Genomic DNA, 20,466 nt, shown 5'->3' with positions numbered 1-20,466 from the left:
GTTGTGGCAGTTGACGATTCGCGGCCAGAGGCTGGGCAAAACAGGTAAGTAGGGTAGTGAGTGTGATTCAGAGAAACAGTTCCCCGCAGTCCGGCGGGCCCGAGCAAGTGGAATCGGGAGCGCCGACAACCGGTAGACCGAAGGGGCTGACAGCGTCTCTGATTGCGGTCGGTGTCTTGCTTCTGGCGGCCGTGGTTGCGCTCGGTGTGTTCGGCGTCCCGTACGTTCGGGCGCTCACCACCGACCGCACCACCGCCGAGATGCGTGACGACGCGCTTATCGGTGCGCAGCAAGTCGCGATCAACCTCAACAACGCGGATTCGGCCAATCTCGACCAGTCGATCGAGAACATGCGTTCTTCGGTGACCGGTGACGAGATGACGACGTATCTGCAGACCGTTCAGGATTCCATCACAGACGAGTTGCGTAACTCGGGCTCGAAGGCTGACACCGAAGTCGTTCAGTCCGCGCTGACCGAGCTCAATACCGATGACCGGACCGCCACGGCACTGGTCGTCGTTCGAGTCACCACGACCCAGGGCAACCAGTTCGTCAAGAATCAGCTCGGCATGCGGCTGGGCATGGTCGAGGTCGACGGGGTCTGGAAGGCTCAGTCGGCTGATCCGATCGGCTCTCGGCTCGATCTCGGCTCCGGCACCCTGCCGGCCACCGACGGCTCCACGCCTGCTCCTGACGCAACGCCCGCACCCGGTTCGGGGACCGAGGCACCTGCCTCCGGTGCTCCCGCACCGACAACCGAGGGTGGTGATTCCGGTGGCCAGTAGTTCGTCGAACCTGCACACCGACATCCCTCGAAGGAGAAGCGCGTAATGCCACCCAAACGTCGTACCGGCGGACCGTCCTCCCCGCAGAACCGTCGGCCGAAGATCGCCGGAAGCGCTCGCTCGCTCAACGTCCCCGCGGGGACGTCCGATTCGGATCCGGTCGAGCCCACGATCGAACAGCCGGAAGAGGAAACACAGGAGGCTGTGAAGCCGGAGGTTGCGAAGCAGGAGGTTGCGAAGCCGACGCTCACGAAGGCAGAGTCCGGAGACATCGAGCCGCCGAAGACGGAAACCGACGCTCCGGAATCCACACCGGGCCCCGATCTGACCAAACCGGCGAAAACCGTCGCAGACGAGCCCAAGGCCCCTGCTACCCCGGAGACGGGCGCGGGGGAGTCGGCGACAACACCTACACAATCCAAGGCCGGTTGGCGCCTGGTCGCGATCCTGGGGGCCGCAGCGGTCATCGTCGCGATCCTCGCCGGCATCGCCTTCTTCAAAGTCGGCGCGAAGACGGACGACATCGCCTGGGTGGACGAAGGCGCCACGGCTGAAGTTCTTCGTGTGACGCCGTCGGCGTTGGCTGCAGTCTTCACGTTTTCTCCCGACACCTTCGACGCCGATTTCGACAAGGGTGTCCAGGGCCTGAACCAGTCGATGCGCGATCAGCTGACGCAGTACAAGGACACGCAGAAGGCCGGCGTCGAACAAACCCAGACGGCAACGACCGCTGATGTCCCGCTGATCGGGATCACACGGCTCGAGAAGGACCGGGCGCAGTTGCTCGCCCAACTGAACGTCAGCTCGACGCAGAACGGCGTGGCGGCAGACTCTCGCTCCGGAATGGTCATCGTGAGTCTGGAGAAGCAGGACGGAAACTGGCTGATCTCGGAGATTCGCGACCAGTAGCTCGGAGATTCGCGACCAGTAGCACCTGCGCACCAGCGCGAAGATCTGGATCGACGCACGATGTCGGTCCAGATTTTTCGTATGTGACGCCGTTGCTGGCTACACTCCCGGTGGCAGTGTTCGAATGCGCGTCACGAATGTTCGAATGCTGCGACACGCGCTCTCGCCCTTGACGGAGCGGTCCGCAAGGTCCACTCTGATCGGTGAACATGCACGGACGAGTGATCGGCAGTCTCACGTCAGTATCTGAATTCGACCCTCAGTTACACCCGACTCGACATTTCCAGAGTAAGGGTGTACTTTTGGACGTTGCGCTGGCTGCCTCCTGTCCACCCCTCGTCTCAACCGCTGCGAAGTCAAGTACTTCTTGCTTTCTGCGACGGGTTTCGTTCGGGTTGTAACCAGCGAAATTCGAAGCAGATACAGCGGCGGTCGCAACAGCACGGAGCGGCCCGCGTGAGGTGCTGGAAGGACGCATCTTGGCAGTCTCTAGCCAGACCAAGGCAGTTTCCGGAATCCCCGGAGCCCCGAAGAGGGTTTCGTTCGCGAAAGTTCGCGAACCCCTCGAAGTTCCCGGGCTTCTTGACGTACAGACAGATTCGTTCGAGTGGCTGATCGGCGCGCAGAGTTGGCGTGAACGAGCAGCGGCACTCGGCGACAATGCAGTGTCCGGTGGTCTCGAGGACATCCTCGCGGAGCTTTCTCCGATCGAGGATTTCAACGGCACTATGTCGCTGTCCTTCTCCGACCCTCGATTCGACGAGGTCAAGGCCTCGACGGACGAGTGCAAAGACAAGGACATGACCTACGCGGCGCCGTTGTTCGTCACCGCGGAGTTCATCAACAACAACACTGGTGAGATCAAGAGCCAGACGGTCTTCATGGGAGATTTCCCGATGATGACCGACAAGGGCACCTTCATCATCAACGGCACCGAGCGTGTGGTCGTCTCGCAGCTCGTGCGTTCCCCCGGTGTGTACTTCGACATGAGCGTCGACAAGAGCACCGAGAAGGATCTGCACAGCGTCAAGGTGATCCCGGGTCGCGGCGCATGGCTCGAGTTCGACGTCGACAAGCGCGACACCGTTGGTGTCCGTATCGACCGCAAGCGTCGTCAGCCTGTCACCGTCCTGCTCAAGGCACTCGGCTGGACCACCGAGCAGATCACGGAGCGCTTCGGCTTCTCCGAGATCCTCATGGCCACGCTGGAGAAGGACAACACCGCCGGCACCGATGAGGCGTTGCTCGACATCTACCGCAAGCTGCGTCCGGGCGAGCCCCCCACCAAGGAGAGCGCGCAGACCCTGCTGGAGAACCTGTTCTTCAAGGACAAGCGCTACGACCTCGCTCGCGTGGGTCGTTACAAGATCAACAAGAAGCTCGGCCTGAACGCGGGTCAGCCGATCGTTGCATCCACGCTCACCGAAGAAGACATCGTCGCCACCGTCGAGTACCTCGTGCGTCTGCACGCAGGTGACACCTCGATGACGGCTCCGGGCGGCGTCGAGGTTCCCGTCGAGGTCGACGACATCGACCACTTCGGCAACCGTCGTCTGCGTACCGTCGGCGAGCTCATCCAGAACCAGATCCGCGTGGGCCTGTCCCGCATGGAGCGTGTGGTTCGTGAGCGCATGACCACACAGGACGTCGAGGCAATCACGCCTCAGACGCTGATCAACATCCGTCCCGTCGTCGCTGCGATCAGGGAGTTCTTCGGAACCTCCCAGCTGTCGCAGTTCATGGACCAGAACAACCCGCTGTCGGGGCTGACGCACAAGCGTCGTCTGTCCGCCCTCGGCCCGGGTGGTCTGTCCCGTGAGCGCGCCGGCCTCGAGGTACGCGACGTTCACCCGTCGCACTACGGCCGCATGTGCCCGATCGAGACCCCGGAAGGCCCGAACATCGGCCTGATCGGTTCGCTGTCGGTCTACGCCCGCGTCAACCCGTTCGGTTTCATCGAGACCCCGTACCGTCGCGTCGTCGACGGACAGGTGACCGACGAGGTCGACTACCTGACCGCTGACGAAGAAGACCGCCACGTGGTCGCGCAGGCCAACTCGGCCATCGACCGCGAGGGTCGCTTCACCGACTCGAAGATTCTCGTCCGCCGTAAGGGTGGCGAGGTCGAGTTCGTCGCGTCCTCGGATATCGACTACATGGACGTTTCGCCGCGTCAGATGGTGTCCGTCGCAACCGCGATGATTCCGTTCCTCGAGCACGACGATGCAAACCGTGCCCTGATGGGCGCGAACATGCAGCGTCAGGCTGTCCCGCTGGTTCGCAGCGAGGCACCTCTCGTTGGTACCGGCATGGAGCTGCGTGCAGCTGTGGATGCCGGCGACGTCATCATCACCGAGAAGACCGGTGTCGTGGAGGAGATCTCCGCGGACTACGTCACGGTGATGGCTGACGACGGAAGCCGCAAGACGTACCGGATGCGCAAGTTCGCGCGTTCCAACCAGGGCACGTGCGCCAACCAGCGTCCGATCGTGGACGAGGGACAGCGTGTCGAGGCCGGCCAGGTTCTGGCCGACGGCCCTTGCACCGAGAACGGTGAGATGGCGCTGGGCAAGAACTTGCTCGTCGCGATCATGCCGTGGGAAGGCCACAACTACGAGGACGCGATCATTCTGTCGCAGCGTCTCGTGGAAGAGGACGTCCTGACCTCGATTCACATCGAGGAGCACGAGATCGATGCCCGCGACACCAAGCTCGGTGCCGAGGAAATCACTCGCGACATCCCGAACGTCTCCGACGAGGTCCTCGCCGACCTCGACGAGCGCGGCATCATCCGTATCGGTGCCGAGGTTCGTGACGGCGACGTGCTGGTCGGAAAGGTCACGCCGAAGGGCGAGACCGAGCTGACCCCCGAAGAGCGCCTCCTTCGCGCCATCTTCGGTGAGAAGGCTCGCGAGGTTCGTGACACGTCCCTCAAGGTTCCTCACGGTGAGACCGGCAAGGTCATCGGAATCCGCGTGTTCTCGCGTGACGAAGACGACGATCTGCCTCCCGGTGTCAACGAGCTGGTCCGCGTCTACGTGGCACAGAAGCGCAAGATCCAGGACGGCGACAAGCTCGCCGGCCGCCACGGTAACAAGGGCGTCATCGGCAAGATCCTGCCGCAGGAAGACATGCCGTTCCTCTCGGACGGCACGCCTGTCGACATCATCTTGAACACGCACGGCGTCCCGCGTCGTATGAACATCGGTCAGGTCTTGGAGACCCACCTCGGGTGGATCGGCAAGACCGGGTGGAACGTTCAGATCGCGTCCGACGGCTCTCGTCCCGACTGGGCTGCGACCCTGCCGGAAGAGATGCTGTCCGCTCCGGCCGACTCGAACATCGCCACCCCGGTGTTCGACGGTGCGAAGGAAGACGAGCTCACCGGTCTCCTCGGCGCGACGCTGCCGAACCGTGACGGCGAGCAGATGGTCGGACCCGACGGAAAGGCCACCTTGTTCGACGGCCGCTCCGGCGAGCCGTTCCCGTACCCGGTCTCGGTCGGTTACATGTACATCATCAAGCTGCACCACTTGGTCGACGACAAGATCCACGCTCGTTCGACCGGTCCGTACTCGATGATCACGCAGCAGCCTCTCGGTGGTAAGGCCCAGTTCGGTGGCCAGCGCTTCGGTGAGATGGAGTGCTGGGCGATGCAGGCCTACGGCGCGGCTTACACGCTGCAGGAACTGCTGACCATCAAGTCGGACGACGTGGTCGGTCGAGTCAAGGTGTACGAAGCCATCGTCAAGGGCGAGAACATCCCCGAACCCGGCATCCCCGAGTCGTTCAAGGTGCTCCTCAAGGAGCTCCAGTCGCTCTGCCTCAACGTGGAGGTGCTGTCCTCGGACGGCGCGGCCATCACGATGGCGGACGGCGACGACGAGGACTTGGAGCGGGCCGCAGCGAACCTGGGCATCAACCTGTCCAGGAACGAAGCTGCGACGGTCGACGACCTCGCGAACTAGGTTTCGGTCCCCGGGTTGCTCTTGAAAGAGCGGCCCGGGGGCGTAGTTCACATTTGAATTGGCAGTCAGGTTGCCGGGTGACCGGCAACCGTAACCCCAACGGGGAAAGGAAGTTACGTGCTCGACGTCAACTTCTTCGATGAACTCCGCATTGGCTTGGCCAGTGCAGAGGACATCCGCAATTGGTCCTACGGCGAGGTCAAGAAGCCGGAGACCATCAACTACCGCACGCTCAAGCCCGAGAAGGACGGCCTCTTCTGCGAGAAGATCTTCGGCCCCACTCGGGACTGGGAGTGCTACTGCGGTAAGTACAAGCGTGTCCGCTTCAAGGGCATCATCTGTGAGCGCTGTGGCGTCGAGGTCACTCGCGCCAAGGTTCGTCGTGAGCGCATGGGTCACATCGAACTGGCCGCACCGGTCACGCACATCTGGTACTTCAAGGGTGTTCCGAGCCGTCTCGGTTACCTGCTCGACCTGGCTCCGAAGGATCTCGAAAAGATCATCTACTTCGCTGCCTACGTCATCGTCGGTGTCGACGAGGAGCTCCGTCACAACGAGCTGTCCACCCTCGAAGCCGAGATGCAGGTCGAAAAGAAGACCGTCGCAGATCAGCGCGACGCCGATCTCGAGGCACGTGCGCAGAAGCTCGAAGCCGACATCGCCGAGCTCGAGGCAGAGGGCGCGAAGTCCGATGTCCGCCGCAAGGTCAAGGACGGCGGCGAGCGCGAAATGCGTCAGCTCCGTGACCGCGCGCAGCGTGAGCTGGATCGTCTCGACGAGATCTGGACCACCTTCACCAAGCTGAGCGTCAAGCAGCTCATCATCGACGAGCTCCTGTACCGCGAGCTGGTCGACCGTTACGGCGAGTACTTCACGGGTGCGATGGGCGCAGAGTCCATCCAGATCCTGATGCAGAACTTCGACCTCGACGCCGAGGCAGAGTCTCTCCGCGAGACCATCCGCAGCGGCAAGGGCCAGAAGAAGCTGCGTGCACTCAAGCGCCTCAAGGTGGTTGCGGCATTCCAGACCAACGGCAACTCGCCGATGGGCATGGTCCTCAACGCTGTTCCGGTGATCCCGCCGGAGCTTCGCCCGATGGTTCAGCTCGACGGTGGACGTTTCGCGACGTCCGACCTCAACGACCTGTACCGCCGCGTCATCAACCGCAACAACCGCCTCAAGCGACTGATCGACCTCGGTGCTCCCGAGATCATCGTCAACAACGAGAAGCGGATGCTGCAGGAGTCGGTCGACGCCCTGTTCGACAACGGTCGTCGTGGACGTCCGGTCACCGGACCGGGTAACCGCCCGCTGAAGTCCCTGAGCGATCTGCTCAAGGGCAAGCAGGGTCGCTTCCGTCAGAACCTGCTCGGTAAGCGCGTCGACTACTCGGGTCGTTCCGTCATCGTCGTCGGTCCTCAGCTCAAGCTGCACCAGTGTGGTCTGCCCAAGCTGATGGCTCTCGAGCTGTTCAAGCCGTTCGTGATGAAGCGTCTGGTCGATCTGAACCACGCGCAGAACATCAAGTCGGCAAAGCGCATGGTCGAGCGCAAGCGCGTCCAGGTGTGGGACGTCCTCGAAGAGGTCATCGCCGAGCACCCCGTGCTGCTCAACCGTGCACCTACGCTGCACCGTCTGGGTATCCAGGCATTCGAGCCGCAGCTCGTCGAGGGCAAGGCCATTCAGCTCCACCCGCTGGTGTGTGAGGCCTTCAACGCCGACTTCGACGGTGACCAGATGGCTGTTCACCTCCCGCTGTCGGCAGAGGCACAGGCCGAGGCACGCATCCTGATGCTGTCCTCGAACAACATCCTCTCGCCTGCTTCGGGTCGCCCGCTCGCCATGCCGCGTCTGGACATGGTCACGGGTCTGTTCCACCTGACCCGTCTCGACGAGGGTGTCACCGGTGAGCTCGTTGCTCCGACCAACGACGAGGCAGAGCAGGGCGTGTACTCCTCGCCCGCCGAGGCTCAGATGGCAGTCGACCGCGGCGCGCTCTCGGTTCAGGCTCAGATCAAGGTGCGTCTGACGCAGCAGCGTCCGCCGCGCGACCTCGAGAACGAACTGTTCCCCGAGGGCTGGAACTACGGTGACGGCTGGACCGCCACCACGACACTCGGCCGTGTGCTCTTCAACGAGCTGCTTCCGGCGGACTACCCGTTCGTCAACGAGCAGATGCCGAAGAAGCGCCAGGCGACGATCATCAACGATCTCGCCGAGCGGTACCCGATGATCGTGGTTGCTCAGACCGTCGACAAGCTCAAGGACGTCGGGTTCTACTGGGCCACCCGTTCGGGTGTCACGGTCTCGATCTCCGACGTGCTCGTGCCGCCGGAGAAGCCTGCCATCATCGAGGACTTCGAGGCTCAGGCCGACAAGATCGAGAAGCAGTACCAGCGTGGTGCTCTGGACAAGAAGGAGCGCAACAGCGCTCTGGTCACCATTTGGCAGGAAGCGACCGACAAGGTCGGCAAGGCCATGGAGGCTCACTTCCCCGACAGCAACCCGATCCCGATGATCGTGAAGTCCGGCGCAGCCGGCAACATGACTCAGGTTCGCTCGCTCGCCGGTATGAAGGGCCTGGTGACAAACCCGAAGGGTGAGTTCATCCCGCGTCCGATCAAGTCTTCCTTCAAGGAAGGCCTGACCGTTCTCGAGTACTTCATCAACACGCACGGTGCTCGTAAGGGTCTGGCCGATACCGCACTCCGCACCGCCGACTCGGGTTACCTGACCCGTCGTCTGGTGGACGTTTCGCAGGACGTCATCGTCCGCGAGGTCGACTGTGGAACAGAGCGCGGCATCGTCACCACGATCGCCGAGAAGCAGGCCGACGGCACGATGATCCGCGATGCTCACGTGGAGACCAGCACGTACGCCCGTACCTTGGCGGCCGATGCAGTCGACGCGAACGGCACCGTCATCGTCGAGCGTGGCCACGATCTCGGTGACCCCGCGATCGATGCTCTGCTCGAAGCCGGCATCACGACGGTCAAGGTCCGCTCGGTCCTGACCTGCACCACCGGCACCGGCGTTTGCGCCACTTGCTACGGCCGCTCGATGGCCACCGGCAAGCTGGTCGACATCGGTGAGGCTGTCGGTATCGTCGCCGCACAGTCGATCGGTGAGCCCGGTACCCAGCTGACCATGCGTACCTTCCACCAGGGTGGTGTCGCAGGAGATGACATCACCGGCGGTCTGCCGCGTGTCCAGGAGCTGTTCGAGGCACGTGTGCCCAAGGGCAAGGCTCCTATCGCGGACGTCACCGGTCGGGTACAGCTCGAAGACGGCGATCGTTTCTACAAGATCACCATCGTTCCGGACGACGGCGGCGAAGAGGTTGTCTACGACAAGCTCAGCAAGCGTCAGCGTCTGCGTGTCTTCAAGCACGCCGACGGTCGCGAAAGCCTCTTGGCTGACGGTGACCACGTCGAGGTCGGACAGCAGCTCATGGAAGGTGCTGCCGATCCCCACGAGGTCCTGCGAGTCATGGGTCCGCGTCAGGTTCAGATCCACTTGGTCAACGAGGTCCAGGAGGTGTACCGGAGCCAGGGTGTGTCGATCCACGACAAGCACATCGAGGTCATCGTGCGCCAGATGCTTCGTCGCGTGACGATCATCGATTCCGGTGCCACCGAGTTCCTGCCCGGTTCGCTCACCGAGCGCGCCGAGTTCGAGTCGGCAAACCGCCGCGTTGTCGCCGAGGGTGGCGAGCCCGCAGCCGGCCGTCCGGTGCTCATGGGTATCACGAAGGCGTCGCTCGCGACGGATTCGTGGCTGTCCGCGGCATCGTTCCAGGAGACCACTCGTGTCTTGACCGACGCGGCTATCAACTGCCGCTCGGACAAGCTGATCGGTCTGAAGGAAAATGTCATCATCGGCAAGCTGATCCCTGCCGGTACCGGTATCAACCGTTACCGCAACATCCAGGTTCAGCCCACCGAAGAGGCACGCGCCGCTGCTTACGCAGTGCCGTCGTACGACGACCAGTACTACAGCCCGGACGGCTTCGGCCAGAACACCGGTGCTGCAGTTCCGCTGGACGACTACGGCTTCAGCAACGACTACCGCTAAGCGTTAGTTCGTAGAAATCCCCCCACTTCGAAAGAGGTGGGGGGATTTTTCATGTCAGGAGTGGGACGTTTTCAGGAGTTGCTGCCGCTGAGGTCCGGGATGACGATCTCCTGGACGGCCCACTTGTTCCCGTCGGGGTCGGCGAAGTAGATGAACCGCCCCCAGGCCTGGTCGTCGATCGGGCTGATGTCGATGCCGCGGCTCTTGAACTCGCGCTCGGCCTCTTCGATGTCCTTGACCACTACCTGCATGCCGACGACCGAGCCGGGCTCGGCGTCGGTGATTCCCTTGCCGATGCAGATCGAGCAGGCCGAACCGGGAGGGGTCAGCTGGACGAATCGCAGGTCTTCGCTGACCGTGTGATCGTGGTCGGCATTGAATCCGAGGCGGACGTAGAAGTCCTTGGCGCGGTCGATGTCGGTGACGGGAATGGCGACCAGTTCGAGCTTGATGTCCATGACGTGCCCTTCATGTGATGGTGAATTCCGGCGACAGGTCCAGTGTTGCGGGTATTGCGGTCAGAAACGGTCCTCGTTCGGCGTCCGGATGAAACTTTCCGAATTCCTTGTTGCTCCGAGGGTGCTTCTCTCACTGCTCGACCGATCCCGAACCAGGAGCGGATACCCCGACTCCGCAGCTCTGACGCATTCCGTCGAACGTGCCGCGCACGCCGACGCTCTCGGCTACCACCGGTTCTGGGTCGCCGAGCATCACGCGGTGCCCGGGATCGGGAGCGGGTCGCCGGCAGTACTGCTTGCCGCGATCGGCGCGCATACGCGCGATATCAGACTCGGCAGCGGTGGAGTCATGCTGCCGAATCACCAACCGCTGATCGTCGCCGAGCAGTTCCTGATGCTGGAGGCTCTCTACCCGGGGCGAATCGATCTCGGCCTCGGCCGATCGCTGGGATTCACGGAGCCTGTTCGTCAGGCACTACGACGTGGCAAGGACGCTCCGGACACGTTTGTGTCGGACCTGGACGAGGTGAGGCGTTACCTGGACGGATCCGCCGCAGTGACGGCACGGCCGGCGTCGCAGACTGGGGTGCCGATCTTCGTGCTGGCGACGCGCACAGGTCTGAAAGTGGCAGCGCAGCTGGGGCTTCCGGTGGTCGTGGGTGGGCCGATACTGGGAATCGGTAGCACCGATCGGGTGGATGCGTTGGACGAGTACCGCCGAGCTTTCCAGCCCACCGACACACACCCCGAACCCTATGTGGTGGTTTCCCTCGAGGTGGCGGTTGCCGATACCACCGAGGCGGCCCGTGAGTTGCTGATCCCGGAGGCGTACGCGCTCGCAGAATCGTCACGGACAGGGGAGTTTCCGCCGCTCGTGTCGCCGGACGAGATCAGGCGCGCCCCGCGCAGTGATCGAAACGCCAGGCGCATCGAGTCGTTCACGGCTTCGGCGCTGCACGGGACGCCCGTCGAGGTGAAGCAGCAGCTTCACGATCTGGCCGAGCGAACCGGTGCCGACGAATTGCTGGCGTCCACGTCGACGTACGACCGTGACGCGCTTGCACTTTCGGACCGCCTACTGCGTGAGGTGGTTTAGCAGTGTGGTTGATCTAACGAGGCACGTGAAACTCGAGCAGAGTGGCGACGGAGTCGTCGAGTTCGGTCCACGGCACCGGTACGGAGAGGACGGCGATCGCCGAAGTCGGGAACTTGTCGCGGATACGTTGGGCCGCTTCGGAGTTTTCGTTCGATGCGAGATCGAGTGCAGTCCAGGGAATTCCGGGTTCGTGTCCGACGATCAGGAGCGTCTTGACGTGGTCGGACGTGGTTCGCGCAGCTGCAATGACGTCTGCGGGTGAGCCGCCGTAGATGGACTTCTCGAACCCGGCGGGAGCTTCGATTCCCGTCGAGGCAAGGGTTTCGACGGTCCGCCGGGAGGTGGAGCACAGAACGGCGTCGACGGGCGGGACGTTTTCACGGATCCATTCGCCGCCGATGCGGGCCTCGCGCAGGCCCCGTTCGGCGAGCGGACGCTCGTGATCACGGATGCCCTCGGGGTAGCTGGACTTGCCGTGTCGCATGAGGACGAGGGTGCGGTGGTCGGCCATGCGTTCACGGTATCCGCTTTGTGCCCGTCAGTCCGGTTACTCTGGATGGTCAGGACCTTGAAGGAGGTTTTCGATGGCCGGTAAGAAGCTCGATCGAACTAATGCCCGAACTGCACTCGAGGTGGTACGCGAAAGCCCCACCATCGCTTTCATCACCGTTGCCCCGGCAGTGGTCGTGTTCGGCGTGGTGTGGTGGCTCTTCGGTTTCTGGGCCGCGATTCTTCTTGCGTTGGTGTTCGGTGTCGCGGCTGTCGCGACCCAGAAACTGCGTTAGAGGGCGCTCACCTGCGCAACTGCGCGGAGCGCTTCGCCGACCAGGAACCAGACCGTGACGGTCTTGTCGTCGACGCGGCTGCGCAGGACGACGTCGTCGCTGGAGACGATGGGGGAGAGGTACTCGATCAGTGCTCGATGCGGAACTGTCCGTAGTTCGGTGCGAGCGCTGAGGACCTCTTCGACTGCCTGCCAGTAGACGGCGTTGTTGACGTGGTCGAACGGGTCGATATCCGTGGCGCGCAGAGCGAACGGCGTGTCCAGAACACCGGCGTCGTCCGCCTCCGGTGCGTTCTCGGCGAGTACCCGCTTCCACTTCAGGCGATGCTCGTCGGTGGATTCCTCCAGTGGCCGCATGAAGTCGTCGCTCATCCGCGTGGGCATGCCCGACTCGGCGCTGATGTTGATCCAGAAGCCTTCGGTTTCCATCAGCGCGCCGTTGCTGCCGTCGAAGCGCACACGCATGTTCGCCCATCTCGTGGAGAAGCCGGAGCACCAGCGAGTCATCGTCAACTCTTCCGGCCAGATCGCCGGGCGTACGACGTCGACGACCGTACGACGCACTATCCAGAGCGGATGGGTGTCGATGGCTCCCGCGGCCTCGATGTTGTCGTTGCCGATGTCCTGCAGGTAGCGGGCGACGGCGTCGAGCCTGACCTGCTTGGCGACGTCGATGTCGCCGGTGCGGACCGGGCGGGACTTGACGAAGATCGGTCCTCGGTCCGGCTGTTGCGCGAGCGTGAGATCTGGGTTCACGTGAGATTCCTGTTCGCTGGAGTGAGCCGATTCTGTCAGGCTTTTCAGCGAGTGGCGATTATCTGCTTTCCGCAGCCGGAGCCGTCGACCATTCGTGCCACGGCGACGGCGGTGTCGGCAAGGGGATGAACGGAGTCGATCACCGGGGTGATGTCACCTGCGTCGATCATCTGCGTCAGGACCTCCAGATCGTCGGCGTTCTCCGAAGCGATGAAGGTGCCCATTTTCTGAGATATGAACGGAGACAAGCACTGTGCGCGTATTTGGCGATCGGTTCCGCCGAGCCACCGTCCGCCGTTCTCGCCGCCGACGATCACCAGCGTTCCGGTGCGTGTGAGCGCCCGTCGAAGATCTCGCAGTCGGCGGTTGCCGCCGGTGTCGATGATGACGTCGTACCGATGCGATCCGTCGGTGGCGTCGTCGACGCGGTAGTCGAGAACCTCGTCGGCACCGATGGAGCGGACGGTATCGGTTTTCGAGGTGCTGCACACGCCGGTGACGTGAGCGCCCATGGCTTTTGCCACCTGCACCGCGTAGATCCCGACGCCACCGGATGCGCCGAGTACGAGGACGGATTGGCCCGCCTGCACGCGGCCGTGGTCGCGCACGGCTTGCAACGCTGTGAGGGCGGAGACCGGCACCGCTGCTGCTTGTGCGAACGACAACCGGGCAGGTTTTGCGGCAATCTTCGTCTCGAGTGCGCGTGCGTACTCCGCGAACGAACCGACCGCGATCCCGTATACCTCCTGGCCGACTGCCACGCGGGTCACCGAACTGCCGACGGCCTCGACTCGGCCGGATACGTCCAGTCCGCGTACCCGGTTCCTAGGTCTGCGCAGCCCGAAACCCGCGAGGCGCAACGGATATGGCAGTCCGGCCATGAGATGCCATGCCCCGCGGTCGACGGACGCGGCCTCGACGCGTATCAGCACTTCGTTGTCGGCGACAGTGGGGCGCGGAATGTGGTCGACGTAGAGAACGTCGGCCTCGCCGTAGCGATCCTGTACGACGGCGGTCATCAGTTCCTTCGGCATGCGAGTCTCCGTTCGTCGAATACTTACAGCGTAAGTATTGCACTTACGGTGTAAGTTCTGTCAACGTGGAGAAGCGCGCAAGATTGACCCGAGACGACGTCGTACACGCTGCTGTCGCGCTTGCCGATTCCGTCGGAATCGATTCGATGACCATGCGGAAGTTGGGCACCGAACTGGGCGTCGAAGCGATGTCTCTGTACAACCATGTTTCGGACAAGGGGGATCTGCTCGACGGAATGGTCGATGCGGTCTTCGCGGAGATCGATCTGCCGACGCCGGGACGCCCGTGGCGCACGGAACTTCACGTGCGAGCGGTATCGACAAGGGAAGTGTTGGGGAGGCACCCGTGGGCAACTCCGTTGATGGAGTCCCGAACGACGCCTGGTCCCGCGACCCTGCGCCACCACGATGCCGTCATCGGAACGCTACGCGCCGCCGACTTTCCCGTCGCCCTTGCTGCGCATGCCTTTTCGATCATGGATGCGTACATCTACGGCTTCGTGCTGCAAGAAGTGAGCTTGCCGTTCGAAACAGCGCAGGAAACGACGGAACTGGCGAAGGCGATCATGGGCTCGTTCGAGAGCGGTCAGTATCCGCACCTGGCCGAGTTGACCACCGAGCACGTCCTTGCTCCGGGATACAGCTACGCCGCCGAATTCGCTTTCGGTCTCGATCTGATTCTCGACGGACTCGAACGTCTGCACATCGGGAGCGAACGATGATCTGACGTGAGTACCGGGTTAAAGTCGAGAAAACCGGGTTACCGGTCCAGACTTCAGATGTCCCGAAGAGGAGCTTTCTGTGCGCGCCATGGTGGTTACGGAACTGTCCGGTCCCGAAGGAATTGTCGCGCAGGAGGTTCCCGAGCCCGCAGCCGAAGGTCTTGTTCTCATCGATGTGAAGGCAAGTGGCGTCTGCTTTCCGGACCTGCTCATCACCTACGGCAAGTATCAGATCCGCCCGGAACCGCCGTTCATTCCCGGCGCGGAGATCTCGGGCGTCGTGGTCTCCGCGCCGGAAGGGTCGGGTTTCGCTCCGGGCGATCGTGTTCTCGCGGCCGCGTATCTGGGTGGGTATGCAGAGCGGATTGCCGTCAACCCGGCGCAGGTACTCCGAATTCCGGACGGACTCGCCTTCGACGAGGCGGCCTCGCTGATCATCAACTATCAGACGATGGAGTTCGCGCTCGCTCGTCGCGCGAAGATCGTCGCGGGGGAGACTGTCGTCGTGCTCGGCGCTGCAGGCGGAGTCGGAACGGCAACCATCCAGCTGGCCAAGGCGCACAGTGCCCGGGTGATCGCCGTGGTACGACGCGAGGGCGTCGATGACTTCTTGCGTGAGCTCGGTGCCGACGAGGTGGTCGCGCTGGCTCCGGGATGGGGAGAGCGGATTCGGGAACTGACCGACGGCGTCGGCGCTCAGATCGTGGTGGATCCGGTGGGCGGCGATGCGTTCGACGACGCGGTCCGGGTTCTGGCACCCGAAGGACGACTCGTGGTGATCGGATTCGCCGGCGGCGGTATTCCCGAGGTAAAGGTGAACCGGGTGCTGTTTCGCAATATCAGCATTGTCGGCGCGGCATGGGGTGAGTTCACGCGTACCAATCCCGAGGCGGTAGCCGAGGTACACGCATCGCTGGTAGAACACGTCCGAAACGGCTTGCGTCCGCTGGTCAAGGCACGGTATCCGCTTGCCGACGCAGCAGTTGCCCTGGCTGATCTCGAAAGCGGCAAAGTTCTCGGAAAGGCCATTTTGCTGCAGGAATGATTCTTCGCAACGTGATGGTGGTCACCAAATAATAAGTTGCAACATGTTTTCATTTGGGCAATAGTTGCAACCGCACTACCATTTGCCAGGTGATCGCTTCCGATTCTGATGACCTGTATGGAGCACTCGACGAGTTGTTCACTCGCCTGATGAGCGCCGGTGATTCGGAGTCGATCGATGCGTTGATCGAACTGGATCTCTCGTTCTCTCAGGTGCGTGTGCTGTTCGTACTTGCACAACGTGATGCGGCGATCCCGATCAACGAGGTTGCCGACGAGCTTCGGCTCTCGGTGGCAGCTACGGGGCGGAACATCGATCAGCTCGTGAACATGGGTCTGGTCGATCGCCGTGAAGACGAGCGGGACCGACGCGTCAAGCGGGTTTCCTTGTCGGAGGCCGGTCGTAAGGTGACGACCAACCACATCGAGTGCAAGCGCGGCCAGCTTCGCGAATTCGCGTCGCGTGTTCCTGAGCCAGAGCGGATTCGTTTGTTCGAGGCTCTCAAGCCCATTCTCGCGGGTGACTATCTGCGAGCACTTAACCAGGAGACTTCGCGATGACATCGCCGAACGCGCCGGCACCGGCGTCCGACAAACTTGACGGGGCGGTCCTCAAGATCGCTTCCGTGGTGGTGCTCGGCGCCATCATGTCGATTCTCGACGTAACCGTGGTGAGCGTCGCGCTCACCACCTTTGCCGAGGACTTCGAAACTTCGTACGCCACCGTCGCGTGGACGATGACGGCCTACACCCTCGCTTTGGCGACGGTCATTCCGGTTACCGGTTGGGCTGCCGATCGTTTCGGCACCAAGCGCCTCTACATGACGGCCCTGGTGCTGTTCGTGCTCGGTTCGGTCGCCTGTGCGATGGCGTGGGACATCACCTCGCTCATCGGCTTCCGTGTGCTCCAGGGCCTCGGCGGCGGCATGTTGATGCCGCTCGGTATGACCATCATGACCCGGGCCGCCGGTCCGGACCGCGTCGGTCGCGTCATGGCAGTTCTCGGAATCCCGATGCTGCTCGGCCCCATCGGTGGCCCGATCCTCGGTGGTTGGCTGATCGAGGCCGCGAGCTGGCACTGGATCTTCCTGATCAACCTGCCGATCGGCATCATCGCGTTGGCAGCAGCATTCATCATTCTGCCGTCCGACAAGGCGAAGCCTTCGGAGTCGTTCGACTTCCTCGGCATGATCCTGCTGTCGCCCGGCCTGGCGCTGTTCCTGTTCGGTGTGTCGTCCATCCCTGAGGTGGGAACCGTCGCGTCCGCTCGGGTTCTGGTGTCGGCCGGTATCGGTCTGGCGCTGATCATCGCCTTCGTGTTCCACGCGCTCAACAAGGATCACCCGCTGATCGACCTGCACCTGTTCAAGAACCGTCAGTTGACCACCGCCGTCATCACGACGTCGCTGTTCATCGTCGCCTTCATGGGCGCCGGGTTGCTGTTCCCGAGCTACTTCATCCAGGTCGGCGGTCACACCACGCTCGCTGCCGGATTGTTGATGGCTCCGCAGGGTCTCGGCGCTATGGTCACCATGCCGATCGCTGGTCGACTGGTCGACAAGATCGGCCCGGGCAAGATCGTCCTGACCGGTTTGCCGCTGATTCTCATCGGTTTGGGTGTGTTCACACAGGTTGCCTCGGATTCCCCGACGTGGCTGCTGATGGGTGCCTTGTTCGTCATGGGCCTCGGTATGGGTTGCACCATGATGCCGCTGATGACCGCAGCTATCGTGACGCTCTCCAACGAGCAGATTGCTCGCGGCTCCACCCTGATGAACATCGTTCAGCAGACCGCAGGTTCGATCGGTACCGCCGTGATGTCGGTGGTCTTGACCAACCAGCTTCTCGATCGTGGCCTCGACACGACGATGGTCGGTGCGGCCTCGCACATTCCGACCGAACCGGGAAGTCCGCAGGAGTCTGCTGCGAATTCGATTCTCAGTGCGGCGTCGGATGCCTTCGGTAACACCTTCCTCGTTGCCACTGTGCTGATCGTCCTGACCCTCATCCCGGCGTTCTTCCTGCCGCGGAGCAAGACCACCAGGCCGGTGGCCGAGGGCGAGACGGCAACGCCGATCGTTATGCACTGACCGCTTTTCGGTAGATCGTTCGTCCAGGTGAGGGCGGCACACATCTTGTGTGCCGCCCTCACCTTTTTGCCGTGGAATACAGCTGGATGGTTGAATGTTTGATCAGTTACATGCAAACGCATGGATCTAGTTCGCGGAGGAGCAACCATGCAGTTCGGAATCTTCACGGTCGGTGACGTCACCACTGATCCCACGACGGGGGCGACCCCGACAGAGCACGAGCGCATCAAGGCCATGACGACCATCGCCAAGCACGCCGAGGAAGTCGGTCTCGACGTCTTCGCGACCGGCGAGCATCACAACAAGCCGTTCGTGCCGTCATCTCCGACCACGATGCTCGGATACATCGCGGCCCAGACCGAGAAGATCACGCTCTCCACGTCCACGACGCTGATCACCACCAATGACCCGGTGAAGATCGCCGAGGATTACGCGATGCTTCAACACCTCGCCGAGGGGCGCGTCGATCTGATGATGGGTCGCGGAAACACCGCGCCTGTGTACCCGTGGTTCGGCAAGGACATTCGCGCCGGTATCCCGTTGGCGCTCGAGAACTATCAACTTCTTCGCCGGCTCTGGGACGAGGAGGTCGTGAACTGGCAAGGGGAGTACCGCACTCCACTCCAGGGATTCACGTCCACACCGCGCCCGCTGGACGGCGTCGCGCCGTTCGTGTGGCACGGCTCGATCCGCAGCCCCGAGATCGCGGAGATCGCGGCGTATCACGGCGACGGATTCTTCGCGAACAACATCTTCTGGCCGAAAGAGCACTACATCGAGCTGATCAATCTTTACCGCCGGCGTTACGAGCACTACGGCCACGGGTCCGCGGATCAGGCGATCGTCGGTCTCGGTGGTCAGGTCTTCATGCGCAAGAACGGTCAGGACGCGGTCAAGGAATTCCGTCCGTATTTCGACAATGCTCCGGTGTACGGCCACGGGCCCTCACTCGAAGAGTTCACCGAGCAGACGCCGCTGACCGTCGGTTCCCCTGAGCAGGTCATCGAGAAGACGTTGGCGTTTGCCGATTTCTTCGGCGACTACCAGCGCCAGCTGTTCCTGATGGATCACGCCGGGCTGCCGCTGAAGACGGTGCTCGAGCAGCTCGATCTGCTCGGTGAGGAAGTTGTTCCGGTTCTGCGCCGTGAGTTCGCGGCCAGGCGGCCAGCACATGTGCCGGACAACCCGCCCACTCACGCGTCGATGAAGGCGGCTCGTGAGGCAAGCAGTGTCACTGCCTGACGAGCAACCGCCTGAGGTTCCGGTCAGCACCACCGAACTCGCCACCGACGCCTGGGAAGCCTTGTTTCGCGCCCAGGTGTCGGTGATGCGGCGGCTCTCTGCCGATGACGTCTGGGATCAGGTGTCGATGCGCGAGTACGACGTGCTGTTCACGCTGAGTCTTGCGCCGAGTAGTTCCCTTCGCTTGCATGACCTGAATCGGGAGATATTGCTGAGCCAGCCTTCGCTCAGTCGCCTGGTGGAACGGTTGGAGGGCGAAGGTCTGGTAACGAGAAGTGTTGATCCACAGGATCGCCGCGGGACGATCGTGCAACTCACCGAAACGGGTGCAGTGCTGCAGAAATCAGTGGGTCGCCGTCATGCGGCGAGCATCCGCCGCCACGTCGGACCGGCCCTGGACGCGGATGAACTTCGACTGTTGGCCGAATTGTGCACGCGTCTGCGTCTCGCGCAGTCATGACTGGAGGCAGGATGGACGATATGAGCAACCTCGAAGCGCAGCCCGTCGAGCAGGAATGCGAAGGCCATCCGGCGGAGAGCGAGATTCAGATCCTCACCCCGCGCGACGTACCGCTCGGTGGCCCGCGGGCCATGCGAGTGCGACGCACCCTCCCGCAACGCGAGCGTTCGCTGATCGGGGGATGGTGTTTTGCAGATCATTACGGTCCGGATGACGTCGGCTCAGGACCGGGCATGCATGTGCCGCCGCATCCGCATACCGGTTTGCAGACGGTGAGTTGGCTGTTCACCGGAGAGATCGAGCACCGTGACAGCATCGGTTCCCATGCGATGGTGCGGCCGGGTGAACTGAATCTGATGACGGCCGGGAGTGGGATCGCGCACTCCGAGGTGTCGACGCCGAATACGAAGGTTCTGCACGGGATGCAGTTGTGGGTGGCCCTGCCGGATGCGGCGCGCGATACCGCACCCGCGTTCGTTCACTATCGACCGGAGCCGGTGACCACCGATGGTGTCACGCTCAGTGTGTTCCTCGGTTCGCTCGCCGGTGAAACGTCTCCGGTGTCTACCTTCACCGAATTACTCGGTGCCGAGGTGATTCTCGATCCTGGGGCCGAGATCGCCCTCGATGTCGATCGTTCACATGAGCACGGCGTGATCGTCGATCAAGGATCGGTTGTTCTGCGTGGTACCACTGTCGGCTGGGCCGAGTTGGGTTATCAAGCACCGGGTTTCGGAAAACTGACTTTGCGCAATCCGGGATCCGAACCGGCTCGACTGCTACTTCTCGGCGGGAAACCGTTGGGCGAGCAGGTCATCATGTGGTGGAACTTCATGGGCCGTACACACGCAGAGATCGTCGAGTATCGACGCAAGTGGCAGGCCGAGCTTGCCTCCGGATTCGACGGCAGCGTCCCGGACCGGCGTTTCGGCGTCGTGCCGGGATACGACGGTCCGGCGCTCCCGGCACCCGAGTTGCCGAACAGTACGTTGCGGCCCCGAGGCTAGTCGTTGCTCTTGCTGCTACCGGCCGCGAGCGTCGTTT

General features: G+C 62.7%; 17 protein-coding genes. 13 read left to right on the top strand and 4 right to left on the bottom strand.

The window, feature by feature from the left end; genetic code table 11:
• Nucleotides 1-62: 62 nt before the first annotated feature.
• From ASU23_RS14175 to ASU23_RS14160, 4 genes are all read left to right on the top strand, one after another.
• The gene (locus tag ASU23_RS14175) at nt 63-785 is read left to right on the top strand and encodes a hypothetical protein (protein ID WP_228232522.1); all 723 of its coding nucleotides are present in this window, start codon (nt 63-65) and stop codon (nt 783-785) included.
• 45 nt (nt 786-830) lie between these two features.
• On the top strand, nt 831-1,694 hold the full coding sequence (locus ASU23_RS14170) for a hypothetical protein (protein ID WP_058038140.1): 864 nt from the start codon (nt 831-833) through the stop codon (nt 1,692-1,694).
• Nucleotides 1,695-2,155: 461 nt separating this feature from the next.
• A complete protein-coding gene (rpoB, locus tag ASU23_RS14165) occupies nt 2,156-5,662 on the top strand; it encodes a DNA-directed RNA polymerase subunit beta (protein ID WP_003942068.1) in 3,507 nt (1,168 codons plus the stop codon).
• 117 nt (nt 5,663-5,779) lie between these two features.
• Nucleotides 5,780-9,736, top strand: a complete 3,957-nt coding sequence (locus ASU23_RS14160; protein ID WP_003941914.1) for a DNA-directed RNA polymerase subunit beta' — start codon at nt 5,780-5,782, stop codon at nt 9,734-9,736.
• Nucleotides 9,737-9,807: 71 nt separating this feature from the next.
• On the opposite strand, the gene ASU23_RS14155 is transcribed toward ASU23_RS14160, so the two are convergent.
• The gene (locus ASU23_RS14155) at nt 9,808-10,194 is read right to left on the bottom strand and encodes a glyoxalase superfamily protein (protein WP_003942070.1); all 387 of its coding nucleotides are present in this window, start codon (nt 10,192-10,194) and stop codon (nt 9,808-9,810) included.
• Nucleotides 10,195-10,282: 88 nt separating this feature from the next.
• Here ASU23_RS14155 and ASU23_RS14150 point away from each other — a divergent pair, with 88 nt between their 5' ends.
• The gene (locus tag ASU23_RS14150; protein ID WP_058038139.1) at nt 10,283-11,290 is read left to right on the top strand and encodes an LLM class flavin-dependent oxidoreductase; all 1,008 of its coding nucleotides are present in this window, start codon (nt 10,283-10,285) and stop codon (nt 11,288-11,290) included.
• Between the two features lie 13 nt (nt 11,291-11,303).
• On the opposite strand, the gene ASU23_RS14145 is transcribed toward ASU23_RS14150, so the two are convergent.
• Nucleotides 11,304-11,801 carry a histidine phosphatase family protein gene (locus tag ASU23_RS14145; RefSeq protein ID WP_007728426.1) on the bottom strand — a complete coding sequence of 166 codons (498 nt, stop codon included), beginning with the start codon at nt 11,799-11,801 and terminating at the stop codon, nt 11,304-11,306.
• Nucleotides 11,802-11,874: 73 nt separating this feature from the next.
• Here ASU23_RS14145 and ASU23_RS14140 point away from each other — a divergent pair, with 73 nt between their 5' ends.
• The gene (locus tag ASU23_RS14140; protein WP_003941897.1) at nt 11,875-12,075 is read left to right on the top strand and encodes a hypothetical protein; all 201 of its coding nucleotides are present in this window, start codon (nt 11,875-11,877) and stop codon (nt 12,073-12,075) included.
• On the opposite strand, the gene ASU23_RS14135 is transcribed toward ASU23_RS14140, so the two are convergent.
• Together ASU23_RS14135 and ASU23_RS14130 are read right to left on the bottom strand one after the other, a co-directional pair.
• Nucleotides 12,072-12,830, bottom strand: coding sequence for an acyl-[acyl-carrier-protein] thioesterase (locus ASU23_RS14135; RefSeq protein ID WP_007728423.1), 759 nt, complete (start codon nt 12,828-12,830; stop codon nt 12,072-12,074). The genes ASU23_RS14140 and ASU23_RS14135 overlap by 4 nt on opposite strands.
• A 44-nt stretch (nt 12,831-12,874) precedes the next feature.
• The gene (locus ASU23_RS14130; RefSeq protein ID WP_007728421.1) at nt 12,875-13,864 is read right to left on the bottom strand and encodes an NAD(P)-dependent alcohol dehydrogenase; all 990 of its coding nucleotides are present in this window, start codon (nt 13,862-13,864) and stop codon (nt 12,875-12,877) included.
• A 65-nt stretch (nt 13,865-13,929) separates the two neighbouring features.
• Between ASU23_RS14130 and ASU23_RS14125 the strand changes: the two genes are divergently transcribed.
• From ASU23_RS14125 to ASU23_RS14095, 7 genes are all read left to right on the top strand, one after another.
• The gene (locus ASU23_RS14125; protein ID WP_003941871.1) at nt 13,930-14,586 is read left to right on the top strand and encodes a TetR/AcrR family transcriptional regulator; all 657 of its coding nucleotides are present in this window, start codon (nt 13,930-13,932) and stop codon (nt 14,584-14,586) included.
• Nucleotides 14,587-14,665: 79 nt separating this feature from the next.
• Nucleotides 14,666-15,631: an NADPH:quinone oxidoreductase family protein gene (locus tag ASU23_RS14120; protein WP_058038138.1), complete on the top strand. Its 966-nt coding sequence runs from the start codon at nt 14,666-14,668 to the stop codon at nt 15,629-15,631.
• Between the two features lie 89 nt (nt 15,632-15,720).
• Nucleotides 15,721-16,191, top strand: a complete 471-nt coding sequence (locus ASU23_RS14115) for a MarR family winged helix-turn-helix transcriptional regulator (protein WP_003941890.1) — start codon at nt 15,721-15,723, stop codon at nt 16,189-16,191.
• Nucleotides 16,188-17,720 carry a DHA2 family efflux MFS transporter permease subunit gene (locus ASU23_RS14110; protein WP_003942006.1) on the top strand — a complete coding sequence of 511 codons (1,533 nt, stop codon included), beginning with the start codon at nt 16,188-16,190 and terminating at the stop codon, nt 17,718-17,720. The genes ASU23_RS14115 and ASU23_RS14110 overlap by 4 nt, the downstream gene beginning before the upstream one ends.
• 147 nt (nt 17,721-17,867) lie before the next feature.
• Nucleotides 17,868-18,962, top strand: a complete 1,095-nt coding sequence (locus ASU23_RS14105) for an LLM class flavin-dependent oxidoreductase (RefSeq protein ID WP_058038177.1) — start codon at nt 17,868-17,870, stop codon at nt 18,960-18,962.
• The gene (locus ASU23_RS14100; RefSeq protein ID WP_058038137.1) at nt 18,949-19,422 is read left to right on the top strand and encodes a MarR family transcriptional regulator; all 474 of its coding nucleotides are present in this window, start codon (nt 18,949-18,951) and stop codon (nt 19,420-19,422) included. The genes ASU23_RS14105 and ASU23_RS14100 overlap by 14 nt, the downstream gene beginning before the upstream one ends.
• 20 nt (nt 19,423-19,442) lie before the next feature.
• Complete coding sequence (locus ASU23_RS14095; protein ID WP_058038176.1) at nt 19,443-20,429, top strand: pirin family protein; 987 nt, start codon at nt 19,443-19,445, stop codon at nt 20,427-20,429.
• The last annotated feature ends 37 nt before the right edge of the window (nt 20,430-20,466 follow it).

This window comes from Rhodococcus sp. KB6 (assembly GCF_001445685.1).
In the GTDB taxonomy this organism is placed as follows: Bacteria; Actinomycetota; Actinomycetes; order Mycobacteriales; family Mycobacteriaceae; genus Rhodococcus_F; species Rhodococcus_F qingshengii.
The sequence above is the reverse complement of the archived record's forward strand: the minus strand, read 5'-3'. Positions and strand labels throughout refer to the sequence as shown.

Coding starts and splice junctions, on each gene's coding strand:
- ASU23_RS14170 (WP_058038140.1), top strand. CDS start 831: ATGCCACCCAAACGTCGTACCGGCGGACCGTCCTCCCCGCAGAACCGT.
- ASU23_RS14155 (WP_003942070.1), bottom strand. CDS start 10,194: ATGGACATCAAGCTCGAACTGGTCGCCATTCCCGTCACCGACATCGAC.
- ASU23_RS14150 (WP_058038139.1), top strand. CDS start 10,283: ATGAAACTTTCCGAATTCCTTGTTGCTCCGAGGGTGCTTCTCTCACTG.
- ASU23_RS14145 (WP_007728426.1), bottom strand. CDS start 11,801: ATGGCCGACCACCGCACCCTCGTCCTCATGCGACACGGCAAGTCCAGC.
- ASU23_RS14140 (WP_003941897.1), top strand. CDS start 11,875: ATGGCCGGTAAGAAGCTCGATCGAACTAATGCCCGAACTGCACTCGAG.
- ASU23_RS14130 (WP_007728421.1), bottom strand. CDS start 13,864: ATGCCGAAGGAACTGATGACCGCCGTCGTACAGGATCGCTACGGCGAG.
- ASU23_RS14110 (WP_003942006.1), top strand. CDS start 16,188: ATGACATCGCCGAACGCGCCGGCACCGGCGTCCGACAAACTTGACGGG.
- ASU23_RS14105 (WP_058038177.1), top strand. CDS start 17,868: ATGCAGTTCGGAATCTTCACGGTCGGTGACGTCACCACTGATCCCACG.
- ASU23_RS14095 (WP_058038176.1), top strand. CDS start 19,443: ATGAGCAACCTCGAAGCGCAGCCCGTCGAGCAGGAATGCGAAGGCCAT.